Below are 21,352 nucleotides of genomic sequence, written 5' to 3' on the forward strand. Positions count from 1 at the left end.
TAAGCATCTACATGTAAAATAATTGGCAGTTTAAAAGACTAAGTCGAGCATTAGTGACTGCTAGTAATAAGGAGAAAGTAACATGGCTAATAAAATGAAAGCTGCGGTTCTGCATGAGTTCAACCAACCTCTGCAGATTGAAGAAGTTGATATCCCTACCCCAGGTCCTGGTCAAATTGTAGTAAAAATGCAGGCATCAGGTGTCTGTCATACCGACCTGCACGCTGTCGAAGGCGATTGGCCAGTCAAACCAAGCCCCCCGTTTATCCCTGGTCATGAAGGTGTCGGCCTGATCACTGCTGTGGGTGAAGGTGTTAAGCATGTTAAAGAAGGCGACCGTGTCGGTGTGCCTTGGCTCTACTCTGCCTGTGGTCACTGTACGCACTGTCTAGGTGGCTGGGAAACCCTGTGCCTAAGTCAAGAGAACTCTGGTTATTCAGTGAATGGTAGCTTTGCAGAATACGTATTGGCAGATGCTGACTATGTTGGCATTATTCCTGAGAGCGTTGACTCTGTTGAGATTGCACCAGTTCTATGTGCGGGTGTGACGGTATATAAAGGTCTGAAAATGACAGACACCAAACCAGGTGATTGGGTCGTCATTTCAGGTATCGGTGGACTTGGTCACATGGCGGTACAGTACGCCATTGCCATGGGACTGAACGTTGCTGCCGTCGATATTGACGATGAAAAGCTCGATTTTGCCAAAAAACTGGGGGCAAAAGTCACCGTCAATGCCAAAAACACCGATCCTGGTGAGTATCTGCAAGAAGAGATCGGCGGTGCTCATGGTGTGCTAGTGACAGCCGTCTCCTCTAAGGCCTTTGATCAAGCGCTGACCATGCTGCGCCGCGGTGGTACTTTGGTCTGTAATGGTCTACCAACAGGCGACTTCCCTGTTTCTATCTTTGATACGGTACTAAATGGTATTACCATTCGTGGCTCAATCGTTGGTACACGTCTAGACCTACAAGAGTCGCTAGATATGGCAGCGGAAGGTAAAGTAAAAGCGACCGTTGCCGCTGAGCCGCTTGAGAATATCAATGATATTCTTGATCGTATGCGTGATGGCAAGATTGAGGGACGTATCGTGATTGACTACGCTATGTAGACATTGCAACTGTCTCAGTGATTGGTACGTTTAGTCACAAAACATCACTTAATCACTAACGCTAGGTCGTATCGTTTTCAGCCACATGCTATGAATGATGTGAGTGAAGATGATACGACCTTTTATATTTTGCCGATTAGTTTGGGTAAAAGTTTAAAAATAAGGAGCACGTTATGAAACTTGAAGCGACAGAAGCCTGCGTTGCGTTAATTGAGCTATTAAAGTCCAAACACGGTGACCTGATGTTCCATCAATCTGGCGGCTGCTGCGATGGCAGCTCACCGATGTGTTATCCGCTGGGTGAGTTCAAAGTTGGTGGTCAAGACGTACTCGTCGGTGAGCTTGCTGGTTGTCCATTTTATATGGGTAAAGCCCAGTATAAACTCTGGCAACATACTGATTTAACTATCGATGTAGTCGATGGTCGTGGTGCGAGTTTTTCGCTAGAAATACCTGAGGGCAAACGTTTTATCGTGCGCTCTGAGATATGTGAAGTATAAAGCAGAGGTGATAGATATAACTTTATATCAAAGGGCATAATCTTAGCTTAAACATTTAAGCACCATGTCTAAGCACTATATATTCAAAGTCTTATGGGCGAATAACACGCCCTAGTCATTTTTATTGCATTATTTTAGCAAAATAATAGATACTGTAAGGAGAAGCCATTTTAATCAGCTGGTTGTAACGAGCTCGTCTTAATAAGCATGGATGCTAAAAGGAAGATAACATGGAAGTTGATCCAAAATTTGACTACGTCATCGTGGGCGGCGGTTCTGCAGGCTGTGTGCTCGCTAGCCGGCTGACAGAAAATCCCGATATCAGTGTGTGTTTATTAGAGTACGGCGGTGAAGGCAAAGACCTTGCGATTCGCGTACCGGCAGGTTTAATCCTTTTAGTACCAGGCAAACCGCTAAAATCAAACAATTGGTGCTTTCATACTACTCCGCAAACCCATCTTAATAATCGACGCGGCTTTCAACCGCGCGGTCAATGCTTGGGCGGCTCATCCGCCATTAATGCAATGATCTATACTCGCGGCAGCGCGCTTGATTATGAGCGCTGGGTTGAGCAAGGCTGCGAAGGTTGGGGTTTTGACGATGTGCTACCTTACTTTATTAAAGCTGAAAACAATGTCCACGGCGCGGATGAACTGCATGGCGATAGCGGCCCTTTGCACGTCAGTAATTTATTAAGCCCGCGTGAAATCTCAAAAGCATTTGTAGAAGCGGCTGTCGCTAATGGCTTGGAGCACAATCAAGACTTTAATGGTAAAAAACAAGACGGCGCAGGACTATATCAAGTCACCCATTTTCATGGTGAAAAACAAGGTCAACGCTGCTCTGCGGCCGCCGCCTATTTACACCCCGTACAAAAAAGTCGGCCAAATTTAACCGTCATCACCCACGCCCAAGCCAACCGCATTATTTTTGAAGACAAACAAGCCGTTGGCGTCGCTTATGAAAAAGACGGCGTCGAGCATACGGTGATGGCGCGTCAGGAAATTATTTTGTCAGGTGGCGCTTTTGGTTCGCCGAAAGTTTTGATGCTATCTGGTATTGGTCCTGCTGAGCACCTGCAGGAGCACGGCATTGATGTATTGGTCGATGCGCCCGAGGTTGGCGGTAATCTACAAGACCATTTAGACATGGTATTTGATTATGAGGTCAATACTACCGATGTGATTGGTATTGGCATGGCAACGCTCTCAACCTTGACCAAAAGCATTCGACAGTGGAGAAAAGATGGCACAGGATTGCTGTCTACCAACTACGCCGAAGCAGGCGCGTTTTTTAGTGTTGGTGACGCCCCAAAAGAATGGCCAAATACCCAGCTGCATTTTGTGATATCGCGGGTGATTGAACACGGTCGTGACCTTAGACGCGGTTTTGCTGTTTCTTGTCACGCCTGCTACTTGCGCCCTGAAAGCCGCGGTACCGTCAGGCTTGCGTCAGCTGACCCCTCAGAGTGCGTATTGATTGATCCAAACTTCCTCTCCCATCCTAAAGACGTAGAGTATATGGTCGCAGGCGCTGAGCGTACGCGCGCCATCATGCAAGAAGCACCCATCGCCAAATATATCACCGAAGACTACCCTGCCCCTTATATCGAAAAAGACGGCATGCTTGGCTATATTCGTAATAAATCAGACACCATCTATCATCCAGTCGGTACATGCCGTATGGGCTCAGATGACAAATCTGTGGTCGACTTAGAACTAAAAGTGCGCGGCATCAATGGATTGCGGGTTATTGATGCGTCTGTGATGCCGACCTTGATAAGTGCCAATACCAATGCGCCAACCATTATGATTGCCGAAAAAATGGCAGATTTGATTAAAGCAAAACATCATCACGCTGAGCAAATCGCATCATAGAACAAGTAAGTAAAATATTTTACGGTAGGCGCTTTTATCTCATAAACTTTTCTATTGAAAATAGCGCTTACATTCAAAAATACGGATATTAAAACGGGACATTTTCTATCAAATTAAATATATTGATACCTTGCGTTACAACTGTGTAAGGTAGTATATTTAAACCACTTATTTATATTGTTATTTATCGCAGCCTGCAATTTGAGTTAAAAATCTCTGACTCATTTTCTTTTTGCATAGTATAAATACTTTATTTATAAACACTTTAAAGGGAATTAGCAGCTCGCTGATTATAGGATTTACTTATGAACCTATAGATATATTAGCGACTACTTATCATTACATAGGATGTAAGAATGCAAAAATCACTCTTCAAACTGACCCTGTTAGCGACTGTTATCTTGGGTATCAGTGCCTGTAGCGGCGACAACAAAACCACCGATGACTCTGCTGCTAGCTCAGACGCCAAAGGCGCAAAAACCTTGCTTTATTGCTCAGAAGGCAGCCCTGCTGGTTTCGACCCAGCTCAATATACGGCAGGTACGGATTTCGACGCCAGTGCCTACCCTATTTACAACGCTTTAGTAGAATTTAAAAGAGACGGCACCGAGATTCAGCCTGCGCTGGCTGAAAGTTGGGATATCAGCGAAGATGGCAAAACTTACACCTTTAATCTACGTAAAGGCGTCAAATTTGGTAAAACCGATTACTTTACCCCGACCCGCGATTTTAACGCTGACGACGTTGTCTTTACCCTAGAACGTCTCACCAATCCAGAATTTGAATTTAATAAAGCCTACCCTGCCGAATTCCCGTATTCGGTCGGCATGGGGTTGCCTGATCTTATTTCTAATATTGAAAAAGTTGACGACAATACCGTCAAAGTCACCTTAAGCGAAACCAACGCGCCGTTTTTACAAAACCTAGCGATGGCCTTTGCTTACATTGATTCTGCTGAATACGCTGACCAATTAATGGCTGCTGGTAACGCAGCTGATATTAATACCAAACCAGTTGGTACCGGTCCTTTCGTCTTTACGTCCTACCAAAAAGACGCACAGATTCGCTATACCAAAAACCCAGATTACTGGAACAAAGATGACATTCATATCGACAATTTAGTATTCGTCATCACCAAAGATTCGGCCGTGCGCGCGCAAAAGGTGCAGGCTGGTGAATGTCATGTGTCTGCTTATCCAAAACCTGCCGAAATTGAATCTGTCAAAAAATCCGGCAAAGCCACGGTTCTCGATCAACCTGGTTTTAACGTCGGCTATGTCGGCTACAACGTTGAAAAACCGAAACTTAGCGACCTTAAAGTTCGCCAAGCGTTAGATATGGCGATTAATAAAGACGCTATTATCAACGCGGTCTACCAAAGTGAAGGGGTTAAAGCCACCAATCCTATGCCGCCAACGCAGTGGGGTTACGATAAATCGATCAAAGATGCGCCTTATGATGTCGAAAAAGCCAAAGCCCTTATCAAAGAAGCAGGTGCGGATAACCTTTCTATCAACCTATGGTATATGCCGGTTCAGCGCCCTTATAACCCAAATGCCAAACTCATGGCTGAAATGCTACAAGCAGATTGGGCGAAGATTGGTGTGAATACCAAGCTTGTCACTTATGAATGGGGTGAGTACTTAAAACGCGCCGCTAAAGGTGAGCCTGATGTCATTTTGGCAGGCTGGACCGGTGACAATGGTGATCCTGATAACTGGCTTGGTTCGCTATTATCTTGTGACGCGGTCGGTGGTAATAACTACTCGCGCTGGTGTAATAAAGATTTTGATAATTTAGTGACCAGTGCCCGTCAGATTACCAATCAAGATGAGCGTGTCGATGATTATGTAAAAGCTCAGCAGATATTTAAAGAGCAACTGCCTTGGACGACAATGGCGCATTCGGTCGTGACCGTATTCACCGCACCAAACGTTGTTGATTATAAAATCAGTCCGCTTGGTGCCATACGCTTCGATGGTGTGAAAGTTGAATAGCATCAGCCAATAAAGTCCGGTATGACAGGCACGGTTATTTAATTCATATTTCATATTCGGCTGGTCAGACGTTTTGTTTGTTCCAGCCGAATTTCTATGAATCAAGCGTCTTGTTAAACATTTTTTCACGGACGCTTTTATCACTGCTAATGCTTTACTCTTCGATTTATCACTTTTGAACCACAACTATTGAGCAGCCCATGCTACTTTATATTCTGCGTCGAATTGCGATTTTAATTCCTGTCTATATTGGCTTAACGCTATCCACTTTTACTCTGATTCGTCTCGTACCTGGAGATGCTGTCGAGATTATGATGGGTGAACGTATGGTCGATCCAGAGCTACATGCGCGCGCCCTAGAAAGACTTGGATTGGATAAACCCCTCATCGTCCAATATTGGGATTATTTAACCGGTATATTGACCGGTGACTTTGGAGCGTCTTTTCGTACCCGCGCCCCCGTATTACAAGATTTCTTTGCCCATTTTGTCCCAACGCTGGAGCTTGCAGTATGTGCGATTATCATTGCGAGTGTCGTCGGTGTCAGTTTAGGTATTTTTGCAGCGCTGCGCCGTGGCACATGGATTGATTACACCTTAATGTCAGGAGCGCTGGCTGGCTACTCGATGCCTATCTATTTATTAGGGCCTATCCTAACCGGTATATTTGCCCATTATTTAAACCTTTTGCCGGTCGCCGGTGTCATTTCTGTCGCGCAGTTTTTAGATGTTCACCCACTCTACGGCTCTTGGTTATTGGGCTCTTTAACATCCGGTGAGCCTGGCGCATTTTGGGACGTGGTAAAACATTTTATTTTGCCTTCTATTGCCTTATCGACCATACCACTGGCGATGATTGCGCGCATGACACGCTCGGCGATGCTAGAGGTATTGGATGAAGACTATGTGCGCACAGCACGCGCCAAAGGTTTATCGCCGCGCCGCGTGATATTGGTACACGTGATGCGCAACGCCTTAATTACCGTAGTCACTGTGATTGGCTTACAGATGGCGACCTTGCTCGCTGGCGCGATTATCACTGAGACCATCTTTAGTTGGCCGGGCGTTGGTAATTGGCTACTTGATGGCTTTTTTACCCGTGATTACCCTATTGTGCAAAATGGTATTTTATTGGTCGCCACCGCCTTGATTTTAGTCAGTTTATTTATTGATATTTTATATGGTTTGATCAATCCGCGTATTCGACATACCTCTTAATTTGATAATGATAAATACCCATATTATAAATAGTGGTGATACGCGCTTGCATGATTTAGAGCAATTTTTAGCAAATCCTCAACTTTTCAAGAAATGAGGTTCTACATGCTCTTAGCGCTGGCCACTATAGGAACTACTCATGAAGCCTTCTGTTCTTCCTTCTGATCTCAATCTGATAGGCGCCGCACCGCCGTCATCTTTGCAGTTATTCTTGTCGACATTTTGCCGAAATAAAGGTGCGGTACTAGGCTTTATTGTCTTAGCCTTGATGGTCATTATCGCCATACTTGCGCCAGCCCTCGCGCCGCATGACCCTTATGAGTTGTTTACCGGTCAAGAGCAATTACCGCCCGCCTTTTTAAGTGGCGGCGATGCGATGTTTTGGCTGGGTACTGATGATGCCGGCCGCGATACGTTATCGCGGGTAATGTATGGCGCACGCTATTCCTTATTTATTGGACTAAGTGCCACAACCCTTGCGATGTTGGTCGGGATTTCTTTAGGACTGAGCGCGGCGTTTTGGCCAAAGGTTTGGGGCAAAGCGGTGATGCTGGTCAATGATATTTTGATGTCTTATCCAAGCTTACTATTGGCGATTATTATTGCGGCTATTTTAGGCCCTTCTATGACCAATACCATTATTACCATTGCACTGGTTTGTACGCCGCCGTTTATTCGCTTAACGCGGGCAACGGCGATGGTCGAGCTACAGCGTGAGTATTTTATCGCTTCACAAGTGATGGGTGCTGGCGTGCTACGCCTATTATTTATCACCATTTTACCCAATTGTATGGCACCACTTATCGTCCAGGCAACAATGATTTTTTCCTCTGCCATTTTAGAAGCTGGCGCGATTGGTTTCTTAGGCTTTGGCGTGCAACCACCAGATGCTGAATGGGGTGCGATGCTCGGGACAGCGCGGCAATATATTCAAAGTAATGTTTGGCTTGCCATTTGGCCCGGCGTCGCTATTTTCCTAGCTGCCCTGTCAATCAACTTGACGGGTGATGGCCTACGCGATGCGCTAGATCCAAAATTAAAGCAGGTGACCTAAATGACTGATACGTTAAATACAACCGTCACTACTGAAACTTCGATGACTGGTTCATTAAAAAAAGAAGCGCCACTCTTATTGGATATTGAAAACCTTTCAGTCACCTTTGGTCAAGGCGCGCGCGCTTTTCGCGCCGTCGATGATGTATCGTTGAAAATCACCCAAGGCGAGGTTCTCGCTGTCGTTGGGGAATCCGGTTCAGGAAAGTCAGTCACTATGATGGCACTTATGGGCTTATTGCCGCCTTCTGCAACCGTTCGCGCACAGCGGGTGATATTTAACAATAAAGACATGCTGAGTATGTCCGCCAAAGAAAAACGCGGCATCATTGGCAAAGATATCTCCATGATTTTTCAAAATGCCATGTCCTGCTTAAATCCGAGCTTTACCGTTGAGATGCAATTGGGTGAAGTACTGCGTAAACACCTTGGGCTGCGTGGTTCGGCGGTTCGTACACGCATATTAGAGCTGCTCGAGTTGGTTGAGATGCCCGATGCTAAAAACCGACTGAAAGTTTATCCGCATCAATTATCAGGCGGTATGAGTCAGCGTATTATGATTGCCATGGCCATTGCCTGCGAGCCGAAACTGCTTATCGCCGATGAACCCACCACGGCGCTTGACGTCACGGTACAAGCGCAAATTATGGACTTGCTTGGTCGCTTACAACGCGAAAAACAGATGGCCATGGTGCTGATCACCCATGACTTGGGTTTAGTCGCGCAAAATTCACGTGATGTCGCCGTTATGTATGCCGGACAAGTGGTTGAAACCAGTACAGTGCCGGAGATTTTCCAGCATCCTGCTCACCCTTATACCGATGCCTTGCTACAAGCGATTCCCGAGTTGGCTATCGGCCAAGATAGGCTTAATAGCTTACCGGGTGTGGTACCAAGCCAATATGACCGACCAAGTGGCTGTTTGCTCTCGCCTCGTTGTCCGTATAAAGAACCCGCTTGCGAAGTGCCGCCGCCTATTTTAGAGACGCCTACTGGCAAAGTGCGCTGTATTCACGCCGAACTACCAAGCTTACCTACTCGCATTTCTACCCCGCACCCTGCTACTTTGGAGTCCCAAGTATGAGTGATAAAGTGGTCTTAAAAGCAGACAATTTACACAAGCATTACCCAGTATCGCAAGGTTTGGGCAAACCAAAAGCATATGTTAAAGCGTTAAATGGTATCTCGTTTGAGCTTCAAGCGGGTAAAACACTTGCGGTCGTTGGTGAGTCAGGCTGTGGCAAATCGACACTTGCCCGCCAATTGACCCTAATTGAAGAGCCGACTGATGGTGAGCTGTCTATCAATGGTGAAGCGACCACTGGCTATAGCAGAAAAGCGTTAAAAGATTTGCGCACCGAGATTCAGATGGTGTTCCAAAACCCTTATGGCAGTCTCAACCCGCGTCATACGATCGGTTATCAATTAACCGAGCCATTAGATATCCATACCAAACTGTCAAAGGAAGAAAAGCGCGAAAAAATAAACGAGATGATGAGAAACGTCGGTCTACGTCCTGAACATGCTGGCCGTTTTCCGCATATGTTTTCGGGTGGTCAGCGCCAACGAATTGCCCTCGCCCGCGCCATGATGCTCAATCCAAAAATCGTCGTTGCTGATGAACCGACCTCAGCGCTCGATGTATCGATTCAAGCGCAAGTATTGAATCTATTTATGGATTTGCAGGACGAGTACCATACGGCGTATGTTTTTATTTCACACAACTTATCCGTAGTCCGCCATGTCGCCGACGATGTGATGGTCATGTATTTAGGTCAAGCCGTCGAACATGGGCCAAAAGAAGCCATTTATAACGCGCCAAAGCATCCTTATACCATCGCTTTACTGGCGGCGGCGCCAACTGTCAATGGTCACAAGAATGATTTAACGCTACAAGGTGAGCTGCCAAGTCCGCTTAATCCCCCAAGTGGTTGCGCCCTACATAAACGCTGCCCTTATGCCAAACCAAAATGCAGTGAAGTCGAGCCGCAACTGCGCGAATGGGATGGTCGCTTGGTTGCGTGTATACGTTTGGAAGAGATTTATGGATAAGCGGCATTTTGTGTTTAGCGGTACATTAGCTTGTGCGGTGCTGATCGCGATGACTGCTGCCCAAGCCAATGACTCTACCGGCTATGTCGGTGCAGGTGGGGTTGAGTATATTAAAAATAAACATATCAGCATGCATAGTGAAGATTTATACATCTCAAAAGATGAAGTCCGCGTCAATTATGAATTTAAAAATCTAAGCAATAAAGACATTACCGAGACGGTTCTTTTTCCTATGCCAGCTGTACCTAGCTTTACAGACTCAGATTACGCTAATACTAGTGCTACTTATGATAACTTTAAAATTTGGGCCAATGGCAAGCCTATCATTCCTGAGCAGCATGTCCGCACTTTTATGTACCCGCTCATGATCAAAAATGGTGAGCGGAACTATGCAGAAACCCCTATTGATACCACCAATATTTTCAAGGCTTGTGGTATTAGTGACGCTGAAATGATGTCACCTTGGAGCTATCGGTTTGATACCGACGATATCAATCAACGGCTTTTGGACTGTAATAGCAAGGCACTCGATAAGTTTATCAGTGATAGAGAAAGTCTCTATATCCCTTGGGATTCACAGGTGATTTATAGTTGGGAGCAAAAGTTCAAAGCCAATACGATCACCCAGGTCAAACACACGTATAAACCGTTAGTAGGTGGATCAGTATCTTTAGGCGAGGAAGAATTTTCAAATTTTTGTGTAGATAAATCAACTCAGCGAGGATTTAATAATAACGGACGGCCCTATCATGCCTTAAGCTATATCCTAACGACGGGAGCAAACTGGGCCAAACCGATTACTCATTTCAAACTGACCGTCAAACGCGACCTTAACGAACTGGTCTCCTTCTGTTGGAAAGGTAAAGGTAAAATCAAAAAGATTGGACCAACGACGTTTGAAATAAAAGAAAGTAATTTTGTGCCAACCCATGATTTTGACGTCGCTTTTATTATGAAGTAGCCGTTAGTTTTTAGGATAATACCAAACCCAAAATATATAGTATCATCCACTTATGACTATACCAATACATAACCTAGAAGACCATGACTTTGGCAAACACTCAAAGACTGAGCGCAATCCCAGAGCCCGACTACGCCTGCTCATCTTATACCAATATAGTATGGGCAAAGCCACTAACGATATTGCTAAAGACCTCTGCATACATCCTGAAACTGCCAGACGGACATTGAAGCGATATTATGAACGAGGACTTGAGAGTCTCTACGATCGTCATCGTCGAGGTCGTCACAGCAAATTGGCAGAAGCAGACACAGCCGCTTTTAAAGCCATGATAGTCTCTGAACAAGAAAAGCGAGCTGGCGGTCGTCTAACAGGCAAAGACATTCAGCAATTGGCTAAAGAACACTACAACGCTCACTACACCGTTAACGGTATCTACGAGCTACTCAAGCGTATTGATATGAGTTGGATAAGTGCTCGTAGTCAGCATCCAAAAGCCGACATACAAGCTCAAGACGCTTTTAAAAAAACTTTATAGCACAGGTTAAGGCGTCACTGCCTACTGATGTGAGCTTAGATCAAGTGGACATCTGGTTTCAAGATGAAACTCGAATAGGACAACAAGGCTCATTGACCAGAGTTTGGCATTACCGCGGTGGGCGACCTCGACTGATCAAACAGCAACAGTTTCATTCCGCTTATCTGTTTGGTGCCTTTTGTCCAGCGACAAAGAAGGCTGTCGGCTTAGTACTGCCTTCAGTGAATAAACACACCATGTTATTGCATATGCAAGAGATTAGTAAAGCCGTACCAAAAGGACGTCATGCGGTGGTGGTGATGGATGGCGCATTATGGCATCAACCAAGCTTGAATCAGGCTAATGTCACTATGCTTAAACTACTGCCTTATTCACCTGAGCTGAATCCTTCTGAGAGGGTATGGCAGTACCTTAAGCAAAATGAGTTATCCAATCGTTGTTATGACAGTTATGAGGCTATTGTCGATGCCACTTGCTTGGCTTGGAATAATTTGCTTAAACAGCCACAAAGAATTCGGTCGTTAACTGCTCGTGCTTGGGCACAACTTTAATTGTTGGGTTTGGTATAACTATCACCTAATTAATATTAACCACACCGCGACACTTAGGAAATTGACTGCAACCAAAAAAGGTCTGACCTTGCTGCTGGCCTTTTTTTGCAACGCGCTTGACCATCTCACCATTACACTTCGGACAAGCGGGAGTATTATCAGAAACGATTGACGCTTCAACTGACTCGATAATAGAAGCCTCCCTAGTAGCAGCTTTCTCAATCTTCGGCTCTGACTCCAAAACCTCAAATGGGGTAATAAAGACATTATCATCATTATTTAGTTGAGAGATAGGCAGCATATTGCTAGAAGAGACAATCGGTACATCGACCGCTTCAACTTCCGTTTGCCCAGACCATCGCAGCACCTCTCTGCTTTGAAGAGTGGTTCTTTTAAGAGGTTGTTTTACTATTAACTCAGACGCAGGTTGATTCGCTGATGTAGTAACTGACTGAACATTTGGTTTATCACTAGGTTGCTTATTTGACGGACTATGCTTTTCTTTTAAATAGGCTTTATGCGCTCTGTTAGTACGCCAAGACTTGCTAAATCGATTGCTTTCAATTTGCTCAACGATGGCTTTAACCTCTTCATCGGTAAGCATTTTATCTTGTTTTTTCTTAATATAAGATGCCATGCCGCTCGTCAATACATGCTCAGGTAGTTCATCGCGAGTTTTAAGCTCACACTCGCCGATAAAGGCAATCATCGAATGGAAATAACTCATCTCCAGTTCTAATAAATCAGACAGCGTTTTTATATGCAAATAATTTTGCCGCAATGGATTTTGAAATTTATACTTGCGACCCATAATGACTTGCGTCCACTGTCTTTGCTTCTCATTACCAAAAATCCAGCCTTTATAGTTTTTGGTTTCGATGACAAAGATGCCATACCTAGAGACGATAACATGGTCAATTTGGGTACTACCACCATCTGCTAATGGCAGAGTGATATTGTTTAGGCGATGATAAATATCTTTATCAAGTTTTAGCCACATAGCTACATTGATGACGATCTCGCCGACGATACCTTTAAAGCTGGACATCAAAGACATGGTTTTCTACTATTTGACTTCCTCCCCTCTCTAAAGTGAGGGGATTCCTACTACTAGACGCTCAGGCCCGAGCGCGAGAATATTTTTTGCCGCATTAATATCGCGGTCATGAGTGACACCGCACTCGCAAAGCCATTCTCTTATTCCTAAGTTTGCTCTACCTTTCGGACTGTTTTGGCGTGAGCCACAACACGAACAAGTTTGGGTGGTGTAACTTTCATTCACCTCATCATAGTAGCAACCTGCGTTCTCGCACTTATAGGTCAGTTGCCGCTTAATCTCAAACCAACCTGCATCATAGACGGACTTGGCGAGTTTGCCCCTAGTGAATGATTTTGATTGAAGTTTGCCAATGATGATTATTTTATTAGTCTTGGTAAGGTTGGTGGTAAATTTATGAATCAAGTCTTGGCGGGTATTTTTAATCTTGGCGTGAATCGCTTTAACGCTTTGTTTGTTTTTAGCCCGCTGAGCAATGCCTAGTTTTTTAGCGTATTGCTGGGTGACTTTGGTTTTTAGTACCTCACCATTACTTGTCGTTGCTGAGTCCCTGCAGCCTAAATCAATACCAGTTTCTCCTGTACCGCACTCAATTTTTGGGTACTCTTTAACGGTGATGCAGGCATACCAGTGGCCGCGACTGTCTTGTACAAGCTCACAGGTGTTGATGGTGTAGAGTGCTAGATTATAGCTATCCCACACGTCGATGGTCAGCTTCTTGCTTTTAGCCAGGCTAAATTGAATGGTGGATTTAAGACTTTTCTTTCCTGATTTTTTGATACCTACGTATTTGATTGCTGCTTTTTTAAAGGGAATCCAACCAAGTGATTTACGCTTAGATTTTGGGTTATTGGTTCGCCAGTTTAGTTTGGCTTTTTTGAATTGCTTTCGAGATTTAGTATGGGTTTCGGTGATGGCTTGTAAGGTTTGGCTGTGCAGGTTTAACAGCTCGCCACTACCTTTTACATAAGCCGCAATATCATAAGCTGAAAAGAAATGATTGGTGCGTTGAAGATGTTTAAAACTCAAGTCATTTACATAGTTCCACACAAAGTTAACTGCACCAGCCAGTTTATTTAGCTGATTGGCATGTTTGTCTTTGATGCGCAACTTGAGCGTTTTCATAGAGTGATTATGGTCTTAATAAGTTTGGTTGACAAGTCTGTTTTAAGGCTGAGCGACAATAGCTGACGCCTGATATCCACGCCCTAGAAGAGACATGGTTTTACGGCGCTTTTTGATAAAAAGTCAAATTGGTTATTTTAAGCGATAAGCCAGTATAAGACTTACTTCTAAATCGCTCATAACTTTAATAATACATTGAAACAGCACAATTGTAGTAGGCTATTGCATTAATATTTCAGTTATAACGCTCAGTTATGCTCTAAAAGCATGTTCAATACTGACGACTTTATTACTACCCTTTGGATCATACGTATGAATACTCGCGCCGCCTCTTTGTTAAAGATTACGCTTGGTACCTCTTTATTATTATCTTTGCCTATAATGGGAGTCGCCGCCAACACGATGCCACAAAAGTGGAAACTGGACGTGCCTAAGACCAGCGCTGATTTTGAGGTCAAGTATTTAGGCAAGGCGACCACTGACGGTAAGTTTCGTAAAGTAAATGGCGCGATCAATTATGACGTCAAAAAGCCTGAGAGTACGACCATTAATTTTACCGTGCATACCGATAGCATCGATACCGAGCGCAAGCTACGTGACTCTTTTTTGCGCCGTAAAGAGCTGCTCAATACGCAGCAATATCCGACGATGACGTTTGTCTCAAAAAAGATCAAGATGATTACGCCGAAAGAAGCCAATGTCACGGGCGACTTTACCGCTTTAGGTCAAACCAAACCGTTAACGGTAAGAGTGACTTTATCTGATGTAGAGATTGACCCCGCCACCTCTCAACCGACGTTAAAGTTTCGCGCGACAGGTATGGTCGATCGCTATAGCTATGGAGTGACAGCTTTCCCGAAACTGATTAGCAATATCATTCCGCTTGAAATATCAGGGAAGCTGATTGCAGCTAATTGATTAAGTGACAAAAAACCCAACTTAGAATTTCTAAGTTGGGTAGATAACATTATAGATTTTCAAGACGTTCTTTACAGAAACGCTTAATTATTTAAAAATATTATGACCTAAAAATCACTCGAAAATAGATTAAATATTATAAACATATTTTCTAACGTTTTTAGTACTGCCATATTTGCTCTTCTGCTATACCAGTCTTATCTATTTTATTTCTTCTCTTCTGAATTTTAGTATCTATTTTTTCCTGCTTTTTCATTGCCTTTTGGTTGATATCGTCTATCATTGCTTGAATCTTCTTATCAACTTTGGCCTGTTCTTTTTGATGATGCTTATCTAGCTCTTTTTGACGCACCTTGTCTATTAATCAACGTGCCAGTACAAAACAGGTACACGTCCTTAAGCTCGCTTTAAATTAGCAAAATAGATATAACACTAACCACGGTCAACTAAAAAAACACATTAAGCTTGGTTATAGGGCGGCTGGTCGAACTTTGCGTTACCATTTAACGACTCATGGTGCATTAAGTCTCGACACTAACCTACCCAGCAATCTATTTACAGGGCTTTTTATAATATTTCAAAACCAAAAGTTAATCACAAAAAAAGAGCCACCATATTTTTCTAGTAGCTCTTTCTTGTTTAAACGCTAACTAAGTTAGGTTTATTAAACCAAACTATTCACCGCATCAACCACCGCTTCCGTAGTAATACCAAACTCTTGATATAGCTCCTCAGCTGGCGCGGATTCACCATAAGTCGTCATACCAATGACTTTGCCATCTAGACCGACAAACTTATACCAGTAATCGACGTGTGCTGCTTCTACCGCTACGCGGGCGCGGATATTAGCTGGCAATACCGCTTCACGGTAGCTAGCATCTTGCTCTACAAAAATCTCGGCACATGGCATAGAGACGACACGGACGCCAACGCCATTTGCGCTCAATGTTGCGTGCGCTTGCATAGCAAGACCAACTTCTGAACCTGTCGCGATGATAATCGCTTGTAGCTCACCTTCCTCTTTCGCTAACACATAGCCACCTTTAGCGATGTTAGCGACTTGCTCACTATCACGTGCTTGATGTGGCAAGCTTTGACGGCTAAAGATCAATGCTGATGGATTGTTTTCGGACTTAATCGCTTCAACCCAAGCGCTAGCAGATTCGGTCGCATCACACGGACGCCATGTGCGTAGATTTGGTGTGGTACGTAAGCTCGTTAATTGCTCAACTGGCTGATGCGTCGGGCCATCTTCACCCAGACCGATAGAGTCATGAGTATAAACATGAATCACTCGCTGCTTCATGAGTGCGCCCATACGTACCGCATTACGCGCGTATTCCATAAACATCAGGAAGGTTGCCACGTAAGGGATAAAGCCGCCATGCAACGCGATACCATTGGCAATCGCGGTCATACCAAACTCGCGCACGCCATAATAGATATAGTTGCCGTCAGCGTCTTTTTCGATGCCTTTCGCACCTTTAAATAGCGTAAGGTTTGAACCTGCCAGATCCGCTGAACCGCCCAACAATTCTGGTAGTAACGGCTGTAAGGTATTGATCGCATTTTGACTGGCTTTACGACTGGCAACATCACCGCCCTGCTCTTGCGTTTGCTGAATATAGGCTTGTGCTTGGCTTTCAAAATCCGCTGGCAATTCACCGTTTAAGCGGCGTAGTAGCTCGCTTGCCAATTCTGGATAGGCTTTTTTATAGGCTTCAAAGTCCGCATCCCAGTTCTTTTGCTGTACGTCGCCTTTAGCTTTAGCATCCCATGCTTCATAGATTTCGTCATCTAATTCAAACGGCGCATGAGTCCATGCTAAAGCGTCACGGGTCAAGACGATTTCATCATCACCAAGCGGCGCACCATGACTAGCTGCTAAGCCTTGCTTGTTCGGGCTACCCGCACCAATCGTCGTTTTACAAATAATTAAGCTTGGCTTAGCGGTCTCAGCAATGGCTTGCTCAGTGGCTTTGGTAATCTCATCGGTATCGTGACCATCGACTTTGATGACCTGCCAGCCATAGGCCTCAAAGCGCACTTGCGTATCATCAGTGAACCAGCCTTCGACATCGCCATCGATTGAGATGCCATTATCATCATAGAAAAAGACCAATTTGCCCAAACCTAACGTGCCAGCCAATGAGCAAACTTCATGGCTGATACCTTCCATCAAGCAGCCATCACCTAAGAACGCATAAGTATGATGGTCAACGATGTTATGGCCGTCACGGTTGAACTGCGCCGCTAGTGTCTTCTCTGCAATCGCAAAACCAACGGCATTGGCAATACCCTGACCTAGTGGACCCGTTGTGGTTTCAATCCCTGGCGTATAGCCAAGTTCAGGATGGCCTGGAGTTTTTGAATGCAGCTGACGAAAGCCTTTTAAATCATCAACGCTGACGTCATAGCCTGATAAATGCAGCAAGGAATAAATGAGCATCGAGCCATGACCGTTTGATAGTACAAAGCGATCGCGGTTGTGCCATTGCGGGTCAGCAGGATTGTGCTTTAAAAATTTGCGCCACAATACTTCGGCAATATCAGCCATGCCCATCGGCGCGCCTGGGTGTCCAGAATTGGCTTTTTGAACCGCGTCGAACGACAGTACACGGATGGCATTGGCAAGTTTGCGTTCATTAATTGGGGTCGGCATAGAGTGTCCTAATATTCGAATGAAAAGTATGGAGCATAAGAGAAAGGGTTACTCAGAGGGCAATCCATCAGAAATACGACAAAAATACAATGGATGTCATCAAAAGATAGACTATAAAATCACATGCAATATTAACATATTTGCCATCTGGCAATCTAAAAATGCGCTGACAGAAGCGTTTGTATTTAACAATCATTCGTATCAGTTTTATTAAACCAATACGTATGAAAAAACCGCGAGTCAGCAACCAACCCGCAGTTTAGATAAAAAACTAAATCATTAAGCTAAAATGGTTTCAACTCCGCCCATGAACGGACGCAATGCTTCAGGAATGGTGATACTACCATCAGCATTTTGATGATTTTCCATCACTGCCAATAACGTACGACCGACTGCCAAACCTGAACCATTTAGCGTATGCGCTAGGCTGGTTTGCTTGCCATCTTTAACGCGCGTGCCCATACGGCGAGCTTGGAAGTCGCCACAGTTTGAGCAGCTTGAGATTTCACGATAAGTATCTTGGCTTGGCAACCACACTTCGATGTCATAAGTTTTTTGAGCGGCAAAGCCCATATCGCCAGTACATAGTTTGACCACACGGTACGGCAGATTCAACTGCTGCAAAATGTACTCAGCTTGTGCCGTCATTGCCTCAAGTAAGTCATCTGATTGCTCAGCGGTAGCGATATTGACCATCTCAACTTTTTCAAACTGATGCTGACGGATTAGACCACGGGTATCGCGACCATGCGAGCCCGCTTCACTACGGAAACATGGCGTATGGGCGGTAAATTTTAACGGCAGCTCTTTGATATCCAAACGCTCACCGCGTACCAAGTTGGTCATGGGCACTTCGGCCGTTGGAATCAGATAAAAATCTGTACCTTCGTTATTGGTATGATTGGTCAATTTAAACAAATCATCTTCAAACTTCGGCAATTGACCCGTACCTTTTAAACTCTCAGCGTTCACAATATAAGGCACGTAGGTTTCAGTATAGCCGTACTTGATGGTATGGGTATTGAGCATAAACTGAATCAAGGCACGATGCAGTTGCGCAAGCTGACCTTTTAAGACGTTAAAACGGCTACCAGTCAGCTTTGCAGCGGCTTCGAAATCAAGCATACCTAGCGTCTCACCGATATGAGTATGGTCTTGAATCTCAAAATCAAACGCGCGCGGCGTTCCCCATTTGCGCACTTCGACGTTATCGTCTTCTGATGTCCCGACTGGCACATCGGCGGCTGGGATATTTGGGATTTGCATGGCCGCTTGGCTAATACGCTCTTGCAAGGTACGCAGCTCATCTTCAGCTGTCTTAATCTCACCGCTGACACTTTGCATCTCAGCCAACAGTTCGCTGGCATCTGCGCCCGATTTTTTTAGCGCACCCACTTGCTTAGCACCGGCATTACGACGCGATTGCAGCTCTTCGGTTTTGACTTGCAAAGACTTACGTTCGTTTTCGATACTTTGCCAAAACGCCATATCAAGCGCATAACCACGCGTGGCCAGCTGCTGTTGTAAATCCGTTAAATCACCGCGTAAGAGTTTTGGGTCAATCATAATAGTTGCCTGTAGCGCCAAAAGTGAGTAAGAAATAAAAAGGGAAAATAGTAGCCAAGTATAGTGCTTAGATATCACTAGCCATAAATGAGATAAAACAAAAAATAGCGCGCAAAGCCTTATAAAACCACTATAAAGCTTTGCCATAAGGCCACGTCAATCTGAATAATAAATAATAGTCACTATCATACCAATACCGAGCAGATTTGACCATGTTTTGGCTATATTTTGCCACAGTCTAGCACTTTCTTTGCACAAGCTTTATGGGTTAAATAACAAATAATAAAAGTCACGCCATGCTCTTATACATCAAGTTCTCTCATTGACCTTAGTATAAATAAGGATGCTATCTGAAAAATAACCGAACTATTGGTCGACAGACCCGCTTATATGTTTCATTTAAGAGCAGTTTTCGGTAAGATAAGCGCATATCTTTATTCTACTTTCCGCCAAGCATCGCTAAGTATGGCATCGCAGCCTCGCTTTGGCGCTTTTCATCCCACGCTTTTAAAATACGTATCTGAGAAACCTTTATGGCCCTGTACCCCTACACGCTTCAACCTGTCGCCTTAAACCTAACCGAGGCCGAATTTCATCAAGCCCAATATGAGCTATTTGCCAGTGCCAGCCCGTCGTTTGGTCTGTCGAGTATTAAGATGAAAGAGTGGATTATTATGGCAGTCGTCGTCATATTAGCCATCGCGGGCTTGGTTTTTTTAACTGGTTATTCGACCATTATCTTTTGGCTTATGCTAGCGGCGGTGGTCATTTATCTATTGGTACGTACCCTTGGCTTTAAATGGTATGTCAAAAAAGAGTTTGAAAAACAAGTTGCTGACCAAGAAATGCCTGATGAGATGCGTCAGATGAAATTGGGCGTGCAAAAGCATGGTTTAGTCATGGCAATGCCAGTCAATCAGCCTGACATGTTTAATAGCAATCAGATGCGCGGTATGCAGATGCGTGCTGGTAGCACTCAGCAAGCGGTTATTCCTTGGAGCGCCGTCAAAAGCTGGGATGAAACCGATGACTACATCTTCATGATGTTTGAGCTAAAAGGTCAACAGGGCAGCCAAATCATTCCTAAGCGTTTACAAGCGCAAAAATTCCCAATCGATACCGTACGTCAGCACCTACAAGAAGTCATTGCCGTTAAAGGCTTAAACCCTGAAAACTTACAGCCACCTGCAAAACTATAAAAGTGACTTTTAAATTAAGAAGTGGCTTTTAGAGTGCTGTGGTTAGTCGTTTTTTATAATTCAGCATTAAACTTGTATAGGTGTTGGCTTTATAAAATAGTATGAATAGCGTGGATATTGTGACTTTATAATTCTATCAAATCAATCACAGACTTAGATTAATTGAATTTAACTTATCATAGTATCTTTGCTATTATAATAAGCATAAACAGACAAGGTATAGATACCTAAAAACCTGTAGAAGATATATAACGAGCATAGCAATGCAGGATATGACTTGCTACACTCTTAGACTTCTACATTTGCCTTAGATGATTAAGTCTAAGTTTATAAAAATAACCAGTCTCTCAAATCAACACTCAAACTATAAGGATAATATTATGAGTAATACTAATAATGCAACCAACCAAATCGGTCTAGAAAAAGCAGATATGAGCGAAGTGATTGATAAGTTAAACGACTTATTATCAAGCTATCATATGTTTTATATCAACGTACGTGGTTATCACTGGAACGTAAAAGGTGAGCATTTCTTCACCTTGCACCCACAGTTCGAAGAGCTATATACCAATTTGCAAGTAGAAATTGATGAAATCGCTGAGCGTATCTTAACCTTGGGTGGCACGCCACTGCATGCTTATAGCGACTTTAGTCAACATACCAACATTCAAGAAGATAAAAACGTTAAAGACGGTAATGCTTGTGTGCAAGGTGTAGTGACTGGCCTACAAGCGCTGATTGAAGAGCAACGCGAAGTGTCAGCGTTGGCAGAACGAGCTGAAGACCAAGGTACAGCCGATTTAGTTGATGAGTATGTACAACAACAAGAAAAGCTGGTTTGGATGTATAACGCTTTTTTGGCTAAATAACGGCTAAACAGATAAATACATAAAACCATTTATCACTCAATTCGTTTATTAACTGAATAGATAGTAAGTAAGGAAAAAGCACCTAATTTAGGTGCTTTT

General features: G+C 44.1%; 19 protein-coding genes. 14 read left to right on the forward strand and 5 right to left on the reverse strand.

Going from position 1 to position 21,352, the window contains the following annotated elements; all coding sequences use genetic code 11:
* Positions 1-82 precede the first annotated feature (82 nt).
* From adhP to RAH45_RS10050, 11 genes are all read left to right on the forward strand, one after another.
* Positions 83-1,111: an alcohol dehydrogenase AdhP gene (adhP, locus tag RAH45_RS10000; protein ID WP_197488903.1), complete on the forward strand. Its 1,029-nt coding sequence runs from the start codon at positions 83-85 to the stop codon at positions 1,109-1,111.
* A 173-nt stretch (positions 1,112-1,284) separates the two neighbouring features.
* The gene (locus RAH45_RS10005) at positions 1,285-1,611 is read left to right on the forward strand and encodes a DUF779 domain-containing protein (RefSeq protein ID WP_198328894.1); all 327 of its coding nucleotides are present in this window, start codon (positions 1,285-1,287) and stop codon (positions 1,609-1,611) included.
* A gap of 230 nt (positions 1,612-1,841) precedes the next feature.
* Entirely contained in the window at positions 1,842-3,488 is a 1,647-nt protein-coding gene (locus RAH45_RS10010; protein ID WP_198328893.1) for a GMC family oxidoreductase, read from the forward strand.
* Positions 3,489-3,844: 356 nt separating this feature from the next.
* Positions 3,845-5,485, forward strand: a complete 1,641-nt coding sequence (locus RAH45_RS10015) for an ABC transporter substrate-binding protein (protein WP_198328892.1) — start codon at positions 3,845-3,847, stop codon at positions 5,483-5,485.
* Between the two features lie 200 nt (positions 5,486-5,685).
* Positions 5,686-6,702, forward strand: a complete 1,017-nt coding sequence (locus RAH45_RS10020; protein WP_193031282.1) for an ABC transporter permease — start codon at positions 5,686-5,688, stop codon at positions 6,700-6,702.
* 139 nt (positions 6,703-6,841) lie between these two features.
* The gene (locus RAH45_RS10025; protein ID WP_193031280.1) at positions 6,842-7,756 is read left to right on the forward strand and encodes an ABC transporter permease; all 915 of its coding nucleotides are present in this window, start codon (positions 6,842-6,844) and stop codon (positions 7,754-7,756) included.
* Positions 7,757-8,839: an ABC transporter ATP-binding protein gene (locus RAH45_RS10030; protein ID WP_238060416.1), complete on the forward strand. Its 1,083-nt coding sequence runs from the start codon at positions 7,757-7,759 to the stop codon at positions 8,837-8,839. It begins immediately after the preceding gene.
* Positions 8,836-9,807 (forward strand): peptide ABC transporter ATP-binding protein, encoded by a 972-nt coding sequence (locus RAH45_RS10035; RefSeq protein ID WP_193031278.1) that lies wholly within the window; start codon positions 8,836-8,838, stop codon positions 9,805-9,807. Before RAH45_RS10030 ends, RAH45_RS10035 begins: the two co-directional genes overlap by 4 nt.
* Positions 9,713-10,768: a DUF4424 family protein gene (locus RAH45_RS10040; RefSeq protein ID WP_306495238.1), complete on the forward strand. Its 1,056-nt coding sequence runs from the start codon at positions 9,713-9,715 to the stop codon at positions 10,766-10,768. Before RAH45_RS10035 ends, RAH45_RS10040 begins: the two co-directional genes overlap by 95 nt.
* Before the next feature lie 52 nt (positions 10,769-10,820).
* Positions 10,821-11,306: a winged helix-turn-helix domain-containing protein gene (locus RAH45_RS10045; protein ID WP_305935888.1), complete on the forward strand. Its 486-nt coding sequence runs from the start codon at positions 10,821-10,823 to the stop codon at positions 11,304-11,306.
* Between the two features lie 44 nt (positions 11,307-11,350).
* Positions 11,351-11,857: an IS630 family transposase gene (locus tag RAH45_RS10050; RefSeq protein WP_306495239.1), complete on the forward strand. Its 507-nt coding sequence runs from the start codon at positions 11,351-11,353 to the stop codon at positions 11,855-11,857.
* A gap of 25 nt (positions 11,858-11,882) precedes the next feature.
* Here RAH45_RS10050 and RAH45_RS10055 read toward each other — a convergent pair whose 3' ends face one another.
* Both RAH45_RS10055 and RAH45_RS10060 read right to left on the reverse strand, forming a co-directional pair.
* On the reverse strand, positions 11,883-12,914 hold the full coding sequence (locus RAH45_RS10055; protein WP_198329221.1) for an NERD domain-containing protein: 1,032 nt from the start codon (positions 12,912-12,914) through the stop codon (positions 11,883-11,885).
* Between the two features lie 30 nt (positions 12,915-12,944).
* Entirely contained in the window at positions 12,945-14,039 is a 1,095-nt protein-coding gene (locus tag RAH45_RS10060; RefSeq protein WP_306495240.1) for an RNA-guided endonuclease InsQ/TnpB family protein, read from the reverse strand.
* Positions 14,040-14,351: 312 nt separating this feature from the next.
* Here RAH45_RS10060 and RAH45_RS10065 point away from each other — a divergent pair, with 312 nt between their 5' ends.
* Positions 14,352-14,957, forward strand: coding sequence for a YceI family protein (locus RAH45_RS10065; protein WP_198328946.1), 606 nt, complete (start codon positions 14,352-14,354; stop codon positions 14,955-14,957).
* A gap of 160 nt (positions 14,958-15,117) precedes the next feature.
* On the opposite strand, the gene RAH45_RS10070 is transcribed toward RAH45_RS10065, so the two are convergent.
* From RAH45_RS10070 to serS, 3 genes are all read right to left on the reverse strand, one after another.
* On the reverse strand, positions 15,118-15,309 hold the full coding sequence (locus RAH45_RS10070; RefSeq protein ID WP_198328945.1) for a hypothetical protein: 192 nt from the start codon (positions 15,307-15,309) through the stop codon (positions 15,118-15,120).
* A gap of 312 nt (positions 15,310-15,621) precedes the next feature.
* On the reverse strand, positions 15,622-17,619 hold the full coding sequence (gene tkt, locus RAH45_RS10075) for a transketolase (RefSeq protein ID WP_198328944.1): 1,998 nt from the start codon (positions 17,617-17,619) through the stop codon (positions 15,622-15,624).
* 279 nt (positions 17,620-17,898) lie between these two features.
* A complete protein-coding gene (gene serS, locus RAH45_RS10080; RefSeq protein ID WP_193032155.1) occupies positions 17,899-19,185 on the reverse strand; it encodes a serine--tRNA ligase in 1,287 nt (428 codons plus the stop codon).
* A 533-nt stretch (positions 19,186-19,718) separates the two neighbouring features.
* Between serS and RAH45_RS10085 the strand changes: the two genes are divergently transcribed.
* Positions 19,719-20,384 (forward strand): YcxB family protein, encoded by a 666-nt coding sequence (locus RAH45_RS10085; RefSeq protein WP_068407072.1) that lies wholly within the window; start codon positions 19,719-19,721, stop codon positions 20,382-20,384.
* A gap of 380 nt (positions 20,385-20,764) precedes the next feature.
* Positions 20,765-21,253: a Dps family protein gene (locus tag RAH45_RS10090; RefSeq protein ID WP_102077250.1), complete on the forward strand. Its 489-nt coding sequence runs from the start codon at positions 20,765-20,767 to the stop codon at positions 21,251-21,253.
* The last annotated feature ends 99 nt before the right edge of the window (positions 21,254-21,352 follow it).

Source organism: Psychrobacter sp. van23A, from assembly GCF_030845275.1.
GTDB classification, from domain to species: domain Bacteria; phylum Pseudomonadota; class Gammaproteobacteria; order Pseudomonadales; family Moraxellaceae; genus Psychrobacter; species Psychrobacter faecalis.

Coding starts and splice junctions, on each gene's coding strand:
- adhP (WP_197488903.1), top strand. CDS start 83: ATGGCTAATAAAATGAAAGCTGCGGTTCTGCATGAGTTCAACCAACCT.
- RAH45_RS10005 (WP_198328894.1), top strand. CDS start 1,285: ATGAAACTTGAAGCGACAGAAGCCTGCGTTGCGTTAATTGAGCTATTA.
- RAH45_RS10010 (WP_198328893.1), top strand. CDS start 1,842: ATGGAAGTTGATCCAAAATTTGACTACGTCATCGTGGGCGGCGGTTCT.
- RAH45_RS10015 (WP_198328892.1), top strand. CDS start 3,845: ATGCAAAAATCACTCTTCAAACTGACCCTGTTAGCGACTGTTATCTTG.
- RAH45_RS10020 (WP_193031282.1), top strand. CDS start 5,686: ATGCTACTTTATATTCTGCGTCGAATTGCGATTTTAATTCCTGTCTAT.
- RAH45_RS10025 (WP_193031280.1), top strand. CDS start 6,842: ATGAAGCCTTCTGTTCTTCCTTCTGATCTCAATCTGATAGGCGCCGCA.
- RAH45_RS10030 (WP_238060416.1), top strand. CDS start 7,757: ATGACTGATACGTTAAATACAACCGTCACTACTGAAACTTCGATGACT.
- RAH45_RS10035 (WP_193031278.1), top strand. CDS start 8,836: ATGAGTGATAAAGTGGTCTTAAAAGCAGACAATTTACACAAGCATTAC.
- RAH45_RS10040 (WP_306495238.1), top strand. CDS start 9,713: ATGCCAAACCAAAATGCAGTGAAGTCGAGCCGCAACTGCGCGAATGGG.
- RAH45_RS10045 (WP_305935888.1), top strand. CDS start 10,821: ATGACTATACCAATACATAACCTAGAAGACCATGACTTTGGCAAACAC.
- RAH45_RS10055 (WP_198329221.1), bottom strand. CDS start 12,914: ATGTCTTTGATGTCCAGCTTTAAAGGTATCGTCGGCGAGATCGTCATC.
- RAH45_RS10060 (WP_306495240.1), bottom strand. CDS start 14,039: ATGAAAACGCTCAAGTTGCGCATCAAAGACAAACATGCCAATCAGCTA.
- RAH45_RS10065 (WP_198328946.1), top strand. CDS start 14,352: ATGAATACTCGCGCCGCCTCTTTGTTAAAGATTACGCTTGGTACCTCT.
- tkt (WP_198328944.1), bottom strand. CDS start 17,619: ATGCCGACCCCAATTAATGAACGCAAACTTGCCAATGCCATCCGTGTA.
- serS (WP_193032155.1), bottom strand. CDS start 19,185: ATGATTGACCCAAAACTCTTACGCGGTGATTTAACGGATTTACAACAG.
- RAH45_RS10085 (WP_068407072.1), top strand. CDS start 19,719: ATGGCCCTGTACCCCTACACGCTTCAACCTGTCGCCTTAAACCTAACC.
- RAH45_RS10090 (WP_102077250.1), top strand. CDS start 20,765: ATGAGTAATACTAATAATGCAACCAACCAAATCGGTCTAGAAAAAGCA.